We start from the raw sequence: 13,362 nt of genomic DNA, 5'->3' as shown, positions 1-13,362 counted from the left end.
TGCAGGTCGAGCCGACCGCACGCGCAGAATCTGATCCGCTCCATCAATGGAACTCTTCCAGAATAGGGGGGTAGAGTGGGAGCCATGACCACAGGAGCGACGTCGACCGCGGGCACCGGCCTCGAGGACGGGCCCCGCCGCGCACGCCACGAGAGCGAGCTGCGCGACCACGGCCTGCGCGTCACCGCCGCACGCCTCGCCGTGCTCGACGCCGTCGAGGTGCAGCAGCACGCGGACGCCGACGACGTGCTGCGCGCCGCGCGCACGGCGCTGGGCTCCGTCTCCGTCCAGGCCGTCTACGACGTCCTGCACACGCTCACCGACAAGGGGCTCGTGCGCCGCATCGAGCCGGCCGGGCACCCGGCCCGCTACGAGCGCCGGCTCGGCGACAACCACCACCACGTGGTGTGCCGGGGCTGCGGCGCCGTCGCCGACGTGGACTGCACCGTGGGCCACGCCCCGTGCCTCACCCCCAGCAGCACCGCGGGTTTCCGGATCGACACCGCCGAGGTGACGTTCTGGGGACTCTGCCCCGACTGCGCCGACTGACCCCGCACCACCCGCTCCGGAGCCTCGTGCACCCGGAGCGCGTCCGTTTCCTCACGGATGCACTGTTTGAGAACGCCACACGAGCCGTACCCGCGGCTCACGGAAGGAGACCCATGACCGCCCCCTTCACCACGACGAACGCCGGCGCGCCCGTCGCCTCGGACGCCCACTCGCAGTCCGTCGGCGCCGACGGCCCGATCGTCCTGCACGACCACTACCTCGTCGAGAAGCTCGCCCAGTTCAACCGCGAGCGCGTCCCGGAGCGCGTCGTGCACGCCAAGGGCGGCGGTGCGTTCGGCACGTTCACCGTGACCCAGGACGTCAGCGCGTACACCCGCGCGGCGCTGTTCCAGCCCGGCACGACGACCGAGATGCTCGCGCGCTTCTCCTCCGTCGCCGGCGAGCAGGGCTCGCCCGACACCTGGCGCGACCCTCGCGGCTTCGCGCTGAAGTTCTACACGACCGAGGGCAACTACGACCTCGTCGGCAACAACACGCCCGTGTTCTTCCTGCGCGACGGCATCAAGTTCCCCGACTTCATCCGGTCGCAGAAGCGCCTGCCGGGCTCGAACCTGCGCGACAACGACATGCAGTGGGACTTCTGGTCCCTCTCCCCCGAGTCGGCGCACCAGGTGACCTGGCTCATGGGTGACCGCGGCCTCCCGTCGAGCTGGCGCCACATGGACGGGTTCGGCTCGCACACCTACCAGTGGATCAACGCGGCGGGCGAGCGGTTCTGGGTCAAGTACCACTTCAAGACGCAGCAGGGCATCAAGAACCTCACCGCGGACGAGGCCTCGCAGCTCGCCGGGTCGGACTCGGACCACCACATCCGCGACCTGTACGAGCACATCGAGGGGGGCGACTTCCCGCGCTGGACGCTCTCGGTCCAGGTCATGCCGTACGAGGACGCCAAGACCTACCGGTTCAACCCGTTCGACCTCACGAAGGTGTGGCCGCACGCCGACTACCCGCTGATCGAGGTGGGCGTCATGGAGCTGAACCGCAACCCGGAGAACTACTTCGCGCAGATCGAGCAGGCGACGTTCGCGCCGAGCAACTTCGTCCCGGGCATCGCGACGAGCCCGGACAAGATGCTCCTCGCGCGCATCTTCTCCTACGCCGACGCCCACCGGTACCGCGTGGGCACGAACCACGCCCAGCTCCCGGTGAACGCGCCGCACGCCGCGGCCGAGGCCGGTCACTCGTACGCGAAGGACGGGTCGATGCGCTACTCGTTCTCGTCGGCGACCACGCCGGTGTACGCGCCGAACAGCCGGGGCGGCGCGCACGCCGACCCGACCCGCGCGGCGGAGTCCGCCGGCTGGGAGGCCGACGGCGAGCTGACGCGCAGCGCCGCGACGCTGCACCCGGAGGACGACGACTTCGGCCAGGCGGGCACGCTCTACCGCGAGGTCTTCGACGACGCCGCCCGCGCGCGCTTCCTCGAGACGATCACGGGCCACGTCGGCGCCGTGCGCAGCGAGGACATCCGCGAGCGCGCCGTGCAGTACTGGACGTACGTCGACGCGAACCTCGGTCGCGACCTGCGCGCGGCCCTCGCCGCCGCGGACGCCCCGCTCGAGGGCGGCCAGCCCGGGACGGCCGCGGAGCCGGTCCGCGTCTGACCCGTCGTGGTCGCCCTGCGGGGCGGTCGCACCCCGTCGGCCGTCGCCCCTCGCCGGGGCGGCGGCCGACGTCGTCCCCGGCCCGGGGCGCGTCGGCCGTCCTTCCCGCGCACCGGACCACCGCTCCCCCCGCCGGATGGAAAGATGGTCGCCATGAGTACCGAGAACGCCGCCGTGCCCGATCCCACCACCGACGCGGTGCGCGACATCGCCGACGTGGCCGCCGTGGAGATCATCACGTCCGCGGCCGTCCACCTCATGAGCGCCGCCGCCGTCAAGTGCGGGCTCGCGGAGGACGCGCAGGAGCAGGGCCACCTCGACCTGGACGAGGCGCGCAAGCTCATCAACGCGCTCGCCGCGCTCGTCACGGCGAGCGCCCCCGACATCGGCAACCAGCACGCCCGCTCGCTCCGCGACGGGCTGCGCTCGCTCCAGCTGGCCTTCCGCGAGGCGTCGGTCTACCCGGACGCCCCGGGCGAGGGGCCGGGCGAGAAGTACACGGGCGCCGTGAGTTGAGCACGCCCCCGGTCCCGCCCCCGCACGGCGGTCCCGTGGGCCCACCGCAGCCGCCCGAGAGCGTGCCGCGGGGCACCCCGGCCGACGCGGTCCCGACGGCCCGACCGGGCGCCGTCGGGCCGCCGTCGTTCGCGCCCGCGGCGGCCGGCCCCGGGGGTGCCGCACCCGGGGCGGCGCCCGCCACGGCGACCGCGCCGGGCCACGGCGCGCCGTCGAGCGACGTCGCCGCGGCGTCCCGGCCTCGACGGCGTCGCGGGGCCGTGGTCGCGATCGTCGTGCTCGCGCTGGCCCTCGCCGCGGCGCTGGGCGTCGGCGCGTACCTGTGGCTCACCACGACGCGCTGGCAGGAGACGAGCGCCGGCTGGGAGGCGCAGGCGCGCGGGCTCGGGCAGGACGTCGCGCAGCTGCGCACCGAGCTCGACGGCGCGAACGCGGAGCTCGAGTCCGCGCGCACCCAGCTCACCGCCGCCCAGGACCGCATCAGCGACCTCGCCAACGAGAAGGCCCAGCTGGGCGACGAGAACGAGGCGTCCCAGCAGTACCTGGACTACCAGAGCCGGGTCTCGGACGCCGCGGGCAAGGTCGCGGCCGCGCTCGGGCAGTGCACGACGGCGCAGACGCAGCTTATCGGGTACCTCAACAACCGGGACGCCTACGACCCCGCCGACATCGACCGGTTCGCGGACCAGGTCGGGGTGCTCTGCCAGGAGGCCACCGACGCGAACGCCCAGCTCCAGCAGGAGCTCGCCGGATGACGCGCCGCCCGTCCCGGCGCGCGGCGGTGCGCGTCCTCGGCTCGCTGCTCGGGCTGTCGCTCGCGGGCGGCTCGCTCGGCGCGTGCGGCGTCCTCCCGGAGCTCCCCGAGCCGGTGCCGGGCTCGGTCGTGCCGTCGCTCGTGGCGCCCGACGACCCGGCCGGCTCGGAGAACCTCTCCCCCGACGGGTTCGACGCCGTCCAGCGCATGGCCGTGCGCATCCGCAACGTGCGGTGCGACGGCCTGTCCACCGGGTCGGGGTTCGCCGTCGACTCCCGGACCCTCATCACCAACAAGCACGTGGTCGACTCGTCGCGCTCGCTCCAGCTCCTCACCTACGACGGGCGCGACATCGCCGCCCAGACGGCGAGCGTGGCCGGCCTGGCGGACCTCGCGATCGTCCGGACCGCGGAGGACCTCCCGTCCGCCCCGACCCTGGCCGCCGCCGACCCGGCGCCCGGCGACGCGGTGACGGTCGTCGGGTACCCCGAGGGCGGGCGGCTCACCGTGACGCAGGGGTCGGTCATCGGCACGACGACGGACCCGCTGCACGAGAACCTCGGCGAGGTGCTCGTCACCGACGCCCCCGTCGAGCCCGGCAGCTCCGGGTCCGCCGCGCTCAACGAGGCGGGCGAGGTGATCGGCGTGGTCTACGCGAAGACGTCGACGGAGAAGTCGCTCCTCGTGCCCGTGAGCACCCTCCAGACGATGCTCGGCGACGAGTCCGCGTTCACGGCCCTCCCGGAGTGCGACGCCTGACCCGTCCCGGCGTCCGCGCACCGACGACCTCGACGGCGAGGCGGTGCGCGCGGTTCGCGCGCACACCGGGGGCCCCAGGTCTACCCTTCGTGCCATGAGCACACACGCGAGCTCGGACACGCCCCCCGTCGACCCGGCGCACATCACCCACGCGGCACGCGACACGCTCACCGTGCGTCGCGTCTTCGGGGAGTCGTACGAGCGGGACGGCACGCTCGTCATCCCCGTCGCGACGGTCTGGGGCGGCACGGGTTCGGGCTGGGGGTCCGGCACCGGCGAGCTCTCCGGCAAGGGCGCAGCGGACTGGCGGCGTCGCGTCGGTGCGGCGGCGCGCGGGGCAGACGCCGGTCCCGACGACGGCACCGCGGACGGCGGCTCGGCGTCCGACCCGGGCTCCGGCAACGCCGGGGGCGAGGCGGGCGGCGAGGGCTCGGGCGGTGGCGGCGGGTTCGGGGTGCGCGTCGTCGCGAAGGGCGTCTACGTCGTCGACGACGCGGGCGTGCGCTGGCAGCCCGCCCTCGACCTCAACCGCGTGATCCTGGGCGGCCAGGCCCTGGGCGCGGTCGTGGCGTTCTCGGCCGCGCTCGCGTGGGGCCTCAGCCGCCTGCGCCGGCGCTGAGCCCGGACCGCGCTGCCCGCCGACCGGTACGGCCGACGCGTCCGCGCGGGCCGGACCGGGCGGACGACCGCCTCAGTCGGCCCGGCCGACGCGGAGCTCGAGCCCGTCGACGCGCTCGGACACCACGGCGTCCGTGGCGAGCGCGGCGTTGACCTGCCCGAGCACGGCGTCGAGACCGGCGCGGTCGAGACCGGCGTCGATGCGCAGGACCACCGCGACCTCGGCCCGGCGGCCCGGCTCGGCCCAGACGCGCGCGACGTGCGGCACGCCCGCGAGCGACCCCTGCACGGCGGCGAGCACCTCCGGCACCACGACTCCGTCGACGACCGCAGGTGACCACTCCTTGCCCTGCGCGAGCGCCCACACGGCCGGGCGCGGCACGAGCGCCGTGACCGGTCCTGCCGGGTCGAGCACGAGCAGCGACCAGTCCTCGCTCACGGCGGACAGCGCCGCGCGGCGCGCGTCCACCGGCACCGGCCGCGCGCTGGCGCGCCAGGCCGCCATCGCCGCGACGGACGTGAACACGGGCAGCGCGCGGCGCCCGTCCGGCGCCTCGATGGCGACGACCCCGGCCGACGCCTCCTTGTCGACCGTGTGCCCGTGCTCGCCCTCGCCCGCGCTCTCGAGCTCGGCGAGGATCGGCACGAGCACGCGCGTCTCGCCCAGACGCGCGACGACGTCGGACAGCGGGGCCGAGCCCGCGGCGTACGCGTCGAGGAGCCCCGCGAGCGCCGGGTCCGCCGACCCGTCGTCGCCCGCGAAGCCGGACGACGGCGGGAGCGCCTTGCCCGGGCCCGCGGGCTCGTGGTCGGTCGTCACGGCCGGCCCGCGACGTCGAGCGCCTGCGGGAGCGTGAACGCGCCCGCGTAGAGGGCCTTGCCCACGATCGCGCCCTCGACGCCGGCCGGCACGAGCGAGCGCAGCGCCTCGAGGTCCTCGAGGCTGGAGATGCCGCCGGACGCGACGACGGGCGCGTCGGTGCGCGCCGCGACGTCGCGCAGCAGGTCGAGGTTCGGGCCGCGCAGCGTCCCGTCCTTGGTCACGTCCGTGACGACGTACCGCGCGCACCCGGCGGCCTCCAGGCGGTCGAGGACCTCCCACAGGTCGCCGCCCTCCTGCGTCCACCCGCGCGCGGCGAGCGTGGTGCCGCGCACGTCGAGCCCGACGGCGATCGCGTCGCCGTGCTCCGCGATGACCTTCGCCGTCCACTCGGGGTTCTCGAGCGCCGCGGTGCCGAGGTTGACGCGGCGCGCCCCGGTGGCGAGCGCGCGCTCGAGCGACGCGTCGTCGCGGATGCCCCCGGACAGCTCGACCTGCACGTCGAGGCGCGCGACGACGTCGGCGAGCAGCTCCGCGTTGGAGCCGCGGCCGAACGCGGCGTCGAGGTCCACGAGGTGGATCCACTCCGCGCCGCCGGACTGCCAGTCGAGCGCGGCGGCGAGCGGGTCGCCGTACGAGGTCTCGGAGCCCGCCTCGCCCTGGACGAGGCGGACGGCCTGGCCGTCGGCGACGTCGACGGCGGGGAGCAGCACGAGGCGGTCGGTCACGAGGGTCTCCATCGGTGTAGGCGGTGGCGCGTCGCTCGCGCCGGGTGGTGCGCGCCGGGCGTGTGCCTCGGCGCGCGGACGGTCAGAGCGAGCGGACCCAGTTCTCGAGCAGGGTCGCGCCGGCGTCGCCCGACTTCTCGGGGTGGAACTGCGTCGCGGACAGCGGGCCGTTCTCGACGGCCGCGACGAAGCGGCCACCGTGCTCGGACCACGTGACGAGCGGTCGGCGGACGGGCGAGTCCGCCGGGAGGTCCTGGCCGGTCGTGAACGACCGGGCCGCGTAGGAGTGCACGAAGTAGAAGCGCTCGTGCTCGACCCCGCGGAACAGCACGCTGCCCTCGGGCACGTCGACGGTGTCCCAGCCCATGTGCGGCACGACGTCGGCCTCGAGACGGTCGACGAGGCCCGCCCACTCCCCGAGCCCGTCGGTGAGCGTCCCGTGCTCGTCGCCCTGCTCGAACATGACCTGCATGCCCACGCAGATCCCGAGGACGGGCCGCCCGCCGGCGAGCCGCCGGCCGACGATCTCGTCGCCCCGCACGCCGCGCAGACCGGTCATGACCGCGGCGAACGCGCCGACGCCCGGGACGACGAGCCCGTCCGCGTCCTGCGCGCGCGCCCGGTCCGCCGTCAGCTCGACGTCCGCGCCGACGCGCTCGAGCGCGCGCACGGCCGAGCGGACGTTGCCGAACCCGTAGTCGAGCACGACGACGGACGGGCGGCGGGCGGCGGGCGTCGCCGCGGCGGGCTCGGTCATGCGCCGTCCTTCCGTGCGCGCCGCGCCGCCGACGTGAGCAGGCGCATCGCCTTCCAGCGGGAGATCGACGAGCTCGCCACGACGCCGTCCTGGTCGGCGAGCGTCGTCGTGCCGGTGAGCAGGTCCTCGAGCGACTCGGGCGCCCCGCCGAGCACGAGGCCCGGCGCGAGGGTGTCGCCCTGCACGCCGTCCGCCCAGCGCGTCATCGTGAGCTGCTCGCCGCTGCGCTCGACGAGCACGAGCGGCACGCCCTTGACGAGGGTCGTCAGGGCGGCGGCCGCGTGCGCGGGTGCGTCGCCCGCGGGGTCGCGCAGCACCGCCACGGCACCGACGTCGGTCGGGACGACGTCCGCCTCGACCTGCGCGAGCGAGCACGCCGCCGCGAGCGGCTCCGCGCCCGCGATCTGCGTGATGAGCGCCACGAGGTCGGGGACCGCCGAGGCCGTCAGCGACGAGAGGTCGTCGGGGATCTCGACGCCGTCCAGGGCGTCGTCGTCGTGCGTGCTCACAGGGCTCCCTTCGTGGACGGGACGCCCTCGACGCGCGGGTCCGGCGCGACGGCGGCGCGCAGCGCCCGGGCGAGCGCCTTGAACTGCGCCTCGACGATGTGGTGCGGGTCGCGGCCCGCGAGGACGCGCACGTGGATGCAGATCCCCGCGTGGTGCGCGATCGACTCGAGCACGTGCCGCGTGAGCGACCCGGTGAAGTGCCCGCCGATGAGGTGGTACTCCTGCCCCTCCGGCTCGCCCGAGTGCACGAGGTACGGCCGCCCGGACACGTCGACGACGGCGAGCGCGAGGGCCTCGTCCAGCGGGACCGTCGCGTCGCCGAAGCGCCCGATGCCCACCTTGTCGCCGAGCGCGACGCGCAGCGCCTCGCCGATCGTGATCGCGACGTCCTCCACCGTGTGGTGGGCGTCGATGTGGGTGTCCCCCGTCGCGACGACCTTGAGGTCGATGAGCGAGTGCTTGCCCAGCGCCGTGAGCATGTGGTCGTAGAACGGGACGGTCGTCGAGATCTCGGTCCGTCCGGTCCCGTCGAGGTCGAGCTCGACGAGCACGCTCGACTCGGACGTCGCGCGCTCGATGCGCGCGGTGCGCTTCACAGTCCTGCCACCTCCACGAGGGCCTGTCGGAAGGCCCTCATCTCGTCGCCGGTGCCGATCGACACCCGCAGCCAGCCGTCGGGACCAGTCTCCCGGATGAGCACGCCCCGCTCCAACAACGCCGCCCAGACCGCGTGCCGGTCCGCGAACGTGCCGAACAGGACGAAGTTGGCGTCGGACTCCGCGACCTCGAACGGACGACCGTCCGGGTGCCGCAGCGAGCGCAGCCACGCGACGGTCTCGTCGCGGCGCTCGCGCAGCGCGGAGACCTGCGCGAGCAGCTCGCCCGAGTGCGCGAGGGCCGCGCGCGCGACCGCCTGCGTCACGGCCGACAGGTGGTACGGCAGGCGCACGACGCGCAGCGCGTCGACGAGCTCGCGCGACGCCGCGAGGTACCCGACGCGGGCGCCCGCGAGCGCGAACGCCTTCGACATCGTGCGCGTCACCGCGAGGTTCGGGTAGCGCTCGAGCAGCTCGAGCGCCGACGGCGTCCCCGCGCGCCGGAACTCGCCGTACGCCTCGTCGACGACGACGGCGGCGGGCGCCTCCTGCCCCCCGGGGAGCGGGACGCGCACCGCGAGCGCCGCCTCGCACACCGCCTCGACGGTCGCGGCGGGCAGCGCCGTGCCGGTCGGGTTGTTCGGGCTCGCGAGCAGGACGACGGACGGCTGCTCGCGCGCGATCACCTCGCGGGCGTGCTCCGGGTCGAGCGTGAAGTCCTCCGCGCGGCGCCCGACGACCCAGTCCGTGTGGGTGTCGCGCGCGTACTCCGGGTACATCGAGTACGTCGGGGCGAAGGAGACGGCCGTGCGCCCCGGGCCGCCGAAGGCCTGCAGCACGTGGAGCATGATCTCGTTCGAGCCGTTCGCCGCCCAGAGCTGCTCCGCCCCCAGCGCGACGCCCGCCTCCGTCCCGAGGTAGGCGGCGAGGTCGGTGCGCAGGCCGAGGAAGTCGCGGTCGGGGTACCGGTTCAGCCCGGTGGCGGCGTCGTGCACCGCGCGCGTGATGGTCGCGACGACGGCCTCGCTCGGCGCGTGCGGGTTCTCGTTGACGTTGAGCAGGACCGGGACGTCGAGCTGCGGCGCGCCGTACGGCTCGACGCCGGCGAGCTCGGGGCGCAGCGGGAGCAGGGGTCGTCCCGCGACGGAGGGTGGGGTCACTCCCCCAGTCTACGAAGCGTGGGCGCGCGGCCGCCCGTGACGTCCGGCACGCGGGCACCCGGGACGACCGGCACGCGGCGGTCCCCCAGGACGGTCGGCGCGCGGTCGGCCGGGACGGTCGGCCTCGCCGGCGAGAGGCGGAGGTCCCGACCTGGGCGGACGTCGGTCGCCGGTCCGGCCGTCCGGGGCGCCGGAGCGGCGTCGCGCGCGTAGCGTCGAGAGGGAAGGGAGGACCGTCGGCAGGGTCCTCCTGGCCCTCTCCCCGAGAAAACGAGGTGATCCCCGTGTCCGCCATGCGTGCCGCCGTCGTCCGCTCGTTCACCGACCCGCTGGTCGTCGAGGAGCTCGACGTCCCGTCGCCCGGGCCCCACGAGGCCCTGGTCAAGGTCGACTACACCGGCGTGTGCCACACGGACCTGCACGCCGCGCACGGCGACTGGCCGGTCAAGCCCGCTCCCCCGTTCGTGCCGGGCCACGAGGGCGTCGGCACGGTCGTCGCGGTCGGCGACCAGGTCACGCGCGTGCGCGTGGGCGACACGGTCGGCAACGCCTGGCTGTGGAGCGCGTGCGGCGAGTGCGGGTACTGCGAGACGGGCTGGGAGACGCTGTGCCCGCAGCAGAAGAACGGCGGCTACTCGGTCGACGGCTCGTTCGGCCAGTACATGCTCGTCGACTCGCGGTACTGCCCGGTGATCCCCGACGGGGTCGACCTCTCCGCCGTCGGGCCGATCCTGTGCGCCGGCGTCACCGTCTACAAGGGGCTCAAGGTCACGGACACCCGGCCCGGCGAGTGGGTGCTGGTCTCCGGGATCGGCGGCCTCGGGCACATCGCGGTGCAGTACGCGGTCGCGATGGGCCGCCGCGTCGCCGCGGTGGACGTCGACGACGAGAAGCTCGCGCTCGCGCGCAAGCACGGCGCGGAGGTGACGGTGAACGCGGCGACGTCGCCCGACGCGGCGGCCGAGATCCGCGAGAAGACGGGCGGCGGCGTCCACGGCGCGCTCGTCACCGCCGTCAACGCGCACGCGTTCCCGCAGGCCGTGGGGGCGCTGCGCCGCGGTGGCACGGTCTCGCTCGTCGGCCTGCCGCCGGAGAAGTTCCCGCTCGACATCTTCACGACCGTCCTCTTCGGCCTGACCGTGCGCGGGTCGATCGTCGGGACGCGCAAGGACATGGCGGAGGCGCTCGACTTCTTCGCGCGCGGCAAGATCAGCCCGACGTACACCGTGCGTCCGCTCGACGACATCAACGCGATCTTCGCCGAGATGGAGGAGGGCCGGATCGACGGGCGCGTCGTCATGGACATGCGCTCCTGACGTCGCGCCGCTGCCGCTCGCGTCGTCCCGGCCCGTGACCCCGACCGGGTCGCGGGCCGGGGCTGTGCACGACGGCCCGAGGGTCGGCGGGTGCGCCTACGATCGTGCGGGTGAGCCCCACCGACCCGTACGCCGACCTGCCCTTCGACCCGGCCGACGAGCCGCCGCTCGACGAGCCCGCCGACCCGTTCGGCGACCCGTGGGCGGGCGCGGCGCCGCAGGCACCGGCCGGCGCGGCTCCCGCCGCGCGCACGGCCGGCGGCGAGGTCCCGGGCACGGGCGCTCGGGGCGGCGACCCCACGCCCGACCCCACGCCCGTTCCTGCGGCCGACGGCGGCGAGGCCGCCAAGCGCGCCAAGCTCGCCATGCTGCGCGGCCTCCTCGACGGGCAGTCGCTGCGCGAGGACGCCGAGACCGCGCTGCGCGCCCTCGTGGGGCGCGACGACGCGACGCTGCGCGAGGACCAGTGGCGCGCGATCGAGGCGCTCGTGGCGTTCCGCCGTCGTGCGCTCGTCGTGCAGCGCACCGGGTGGGGCAAGTCGGCCGTGTACTTCGTGGCGACCCGGCTGCTGCGGGACCGCGGCGCCGGCCCGACGGTGATCGTGTCCCCGCTCCTCGCGCTCATGCGCGACCAGATCTCGACCGCCGCACGCGCCGGGATCAAGGCGGTGACGATCAACTCTGCGAACGTCACCGAGTGGGACGACGTCCACCGCGCGATCGCGGACGGCGAGGTGGACGTCCTCCTGTGCTCGCCGGAGCGGCTCAACAACCCCGGCTTCCGCGACGAGGTCCTCCCCCGGCTCGCGGCCGACGCGGGCCTCGTCGTCATCGACGAGGCGCACTGCATCTCGGACTGGGGCCACGACTTCCGGCCGGACTACCGGCGCATCCGCACCCTGCTCGCCGACCTGCCGCCCGGCATCCCGGTGCTCGCGACGACCGCGACGGCGAACGAGCGCGTGACCGCCGACGTCGCGGAGCAGCTCGGCGTCACGGCGGCGCACGCCGCGGGCGGGGCCGTCGGCGACGCCGCGGGCGGTGCGGCCCACGAGGACGTCCTGGTCCTGCGCGGCGGCCTGGACCGCGAGTCGCTGCACCTCGCCGTGCTGCGCCTGCCCGACCAGCCGACGCGCGTCGCGTGGCTCGTCGAGGCGCTCCAGGACGTCGACGGCTCGGGGATCGTGTACTGCCTCACCGTCTCCGCCGCCGAGCAGGTCGCGAGCCAGCTCCGCGCCGCCGGTCTCGCCGTGGCGTCGTACACGGGCCAGACGGACCCCGCCGAGCGCGAGCGGCTCGAGGAGGACCTCAAGGAGAACCGCGTCAAGGCGCTCGTCGCGACCTCCGCGCTCGGGATGGGCTTCGACAAGCCGGACCTGGCCTTCGTCGTCCACCTCGGGGCGCCGAGCTCGCCCATCGCGTACTACCAGCAGGTCGGGCGCGCGGGCCGTGGCGTGGACTCGGCCGTCGTGGTGCTCCTGCCGGGCGAGGAGGACCGCCGCATCTGGGAGTGGTTCGCGTCCACCGCGTTCCCGCCCCAGGACCAGGTGCGGGCGACCCTCGACGCCCTCGGCGCGGGCGGCACGCAGTCCGTCGCGCAGCTCGAGACGCAGGTCGACCTCAAGCGGTCACGCCTCGAGGGCATGCTCAAGGTGCTCGACGTCGACGGCGCGGTCCGGCGCGTCAAGGGCGGCTGGGAGGCGACGGGCGAGCCCTGGACGTACGACGCCGAGCGCTATGCGCGCGTCGACGCCACGCGCTCGGCCGAGCAGCAGGCGATGCTCGACTACGAGGCCACCGACGGGTGCCGCATGGCGTTCCTGCGCGCCGCGCTCGACGACCCGGAGCTCGAGGACGGGTGGCGGTGCGGCCGTTGCGACACGTGCGGCGGCGTGACGCTGCCCGCGCTCCCCGACGCGGAGGCCGTCGCCGCCGCGCGCGCCGACATGGACCGCCCCGGCGTCGAGGTCGTGGCCCGTCGGCAGTGGCCGAGCGGTATGGACCGCCTGGGGCTCGACCTGCGCGGGCGCCTGGGTGCGGACGAGCTCGCGGAGACCGGGCGCGCGGTCGCGCGCCTCGACGGGCTCGGCTGGTCCGCGCCGCTGCGCGAGCTCTTCGCGGCCACGACGCCCGACGGCGACACCCCCGTCGCGCTCCGGCGCGCCGCCGCGCGCGTCCTCGACGACTGGGCGGAGCTCTACGAGTCCGCCCCGCAGCCGGACCTGGGGACCGGGGCCGACGACGACACCCCCGACGGCACCGCGCCGGCCGAGCGGCGGCTCCTCGTGGACGGCGTCGTCGCGGTCCGCTCCGCGACGCGTCCGCGGCTCACGTTCCACCTGGCGAACGGGCTCGCGAGCTACCTCGGCAAGCCGCTCATCGGCGCGGTCGGGCCGGCCCCGGGCCGCGAGGAGCCGGGCCGGCACGACGTGAACTCCGCGACGCGCCTCGCGGGCGTCGCGGGCCGCCTCCAGCTCGAGCTGTCGGACGCGGCGCGCGCGGGTCTCGCCGGTCGCCGCGTGCTGCTCGTCGACGACTACACCGAGTCGGGCTGGACCCTCACGGTCGCGGCGCGCCTGCTGCGCCGCGCCGGGGCGGCGGCGGTGCACCCGTTCGTGCTCGGGGTGCGCTGACGCGGACGCGCCAGACACC

Annotated in this window: 14 protein-coding genes; 8 read left to right on the top strand and 6 right to left on the bottom strand. The window is 75.5% G+C overall.

Annotated elements, in window-relative coordinates:
- The first annotated feature begins 84 nt into the window (after positions 1 to 84).
- The 6 genes from BJP59_RS06685 (at position 85) to BJP59_RS06660 (ending at position 4,825) form a co-directional block, all read left to right on the top strand.
- Positions 85 to 549, top strand: coding sequence for a Fur family transcriptional regulator (locus tag BJP59_RS06685; RefSeq protein WP_081600341.1), 465 nt, complete (start codon positions 85 to 87; stop codon positions 547 to 549).
- Between the two features lie 113 nt (positions 550 to 662).
- Positions 663 to 2,177 (top strand): catalase, encoded by a 1,515-nt coding sequence (locus BJP59_RS06680; RefSeq protein WP_194522524.1) that lies wholly within the window; start codon positions 663 to 665, stop codon positions 2,175 to 2,177.
- 153 nt (positions 2,178 to 2,330) lie between these two features.
- Positions 2,331 to 2,693 carry a DUF1844 domain-containing protein gene (locus tag BJP59_RS06675; protein WP_194522523.1) on the top strand — a complete coding sequence of 121 codons (363 nt, stop codon included), beginning with the start codon at positions 2,331 to 2,333 and terminating at the stop codon, positions 2,691 to 2,693.
- Between the two features lie 35 nt (positions 2,694 to 2,728).
- A complete protein-coding gene (locus BJP59_RS06670) occupies positions 2,729 to 3,448 on the top strand; it encodes a hypothetical protein (protein WP_228485310.1) in 720 nt (239 codons plus the stop codon).
- The gene (locus BJP59_RS06665) at positions 3,445 to 4,206 is read left to right on the top strand and encodes a S1 family peptidase (RefSeq protein WP_114554266.1); all 762 of its coding nucleotides are present in this window, start codon (positions 3,445 to 3,447) and stop codon (positions 4,204 to 4,206) included. The genes BJP59_RS06670 and BJP59_RS06665 overlap by 4 nt, the downstream gene beginning before the upstream one ends.
- A gap of 94 nt (positions 4,207 to 4,300) precedes the next feature.
- Positions 4,301 to 4,825, top strand: a complete 525-nt coding sequence (locus BJP59_RS06660) for a hypothetical protein (RefSeq protein WP_194523159.1) — start codon at positions 4,301 to 4,303, stop codon at positions 4,823 to 4,825.
- A gap of 72 nt (positions 4,826 to 4,897) precedes the next feature.
- Here the strand turns inward: BJP59_RS06660 and BJP59_RS06655 are convergent, their stop codons facing one another.
- The 6 genes from BJP59_RS06655 to BJP59_RS06630 form a co-directional block, all read right to left on the bottom strand.
- Positions 4,898 to 5,644: an SseB family protein gene (locus BJP59_RS06655; protein ID WP_194522522.1), complete on the bottom strand. Its 747-nt coding sequence runs from the start codon at positions 5,642 to 5,644 to the stop codon at positions 4,898 to 4,900.
- Complete coding sequence (gene priA / locus BJP59_RS06650; RefSeq protein ID WP_034654096.1) at positions 5,641 to 6,372, bottom strand: bifunctional 1-(5-phosphoribosyl)-5-((5-phosphoribosylamino)methylideneamino)imidazole-4-carboxamide isomerase/phosphoribosylanthranilate isomerase PriA; 732 nt, start codon at positions 6,370 to 6,372, stop codon at positions 5,641 to 5,643. Before priA ends, BJP59_RS06655 begins: the two co-directional genes overlap by 4 nt.
- An 82-nt stretch (positions 6,373 to 6,454) precedes the next feature.
- Complete coding sequence (gene hisH / locus BJP59_RS06645; RefSeq protein ID WP_114553562.1) at positions 6,455 to 7,129, bottom strand: imidazole glycerol phosphate synthase subunit HisH; 675 nt, start codon at positions 7,127 to 7,129, stop codon at positions 6,455 to 6,457.
- The gene (locus tag BJP59_RS06640; RefSeq protein WP_034654090.1) at positions 7,126 to 7,638 is read right to left on the bottom strand and encodes a hypothetical protein; all 513 of its coding nucleotides are present in this window, start codon (positions 7,636 to 7,638) and stop codon (positions 7,126 to 7,128) included. Before BJP59_RS06640 ends, hisH begins: the two co-directional genes overlap by 4 nt.
- Entirely contained in the window at positions 7,635 to 8,234 is a 600-nt protein-coding gene (gene hisB, locus BJP59_RS06635; protein WP_021482124.1) for an imidazoleglycerol-phosphate dehydratase HisB, read from the bottom strand. Before hisB ends, BJP59_RS06640 begins: the two co-directional genes overlap by 4 nt.
- Entirely contained in the window at positions 8,231 to 9,394 is a 1,164-nt protein-coding gene (locus BJP59_RS06630; RefSeq protein WP_194522521.1) for a histidinol-phosphate transaminase, read from the bottom strand. The genes hisB and BJP59_RS06630 overlap by 4 nt, the downstream gene beginning before the upstream one ends.
- A 293-nt stretch (positions 9,395 to 9,687) precedes the next feature.
- Between BJP59_RS06630 and adhP the strand changes: the two genes are divergently transcribed.
- Both adhP and BJP59_RS06620 read left to right on the top strand, forming a co-directional pair.
- Positions 9,688 to 10,710 (top strand): alcohol dehydrogenase AdhP, encoded by a 1,023-nt coding sequence (gene adhP / locus BJP59_RS06625; protein ID WP_194522962.1) that lies wholly within the window; start codon positions 9,688 to 9,690, stop codon positions 10,708 to 10,710.
- A gap of 365 nt (positions 10,711 to 11,075) precedes the next feature.
- Positions 11,076 to 13,343, top strand: a complete 2,268-nt coding sequence (locus tag BJP59_RS06620; protein WP_194522961.1) for a RecQ family ATP-dependent DNA helicase — start codon at positions 11,076 to 11,078, stop codon at positions 13,341 to 13,343.
- The last annotated feature ends 19 nt before the right edge of the window (positions 13,344 to 13,362 follow it).

The organism is Cellulosimicrobium sp. JZ28 (assembly GCF_015327065.1).
Lineage (GTDB): Bacteria > Actinomycetota > Actinomycetes > Actinomycetales > Cellulomonadaceae > Cellulosimicrobium > Cellulosimicrobium funkei.
The sequence above is the reverse complement of the archived record's forward strand: the minus strand, read 5'-3'. Positions and strand labels throughout refer to the sequence as shown.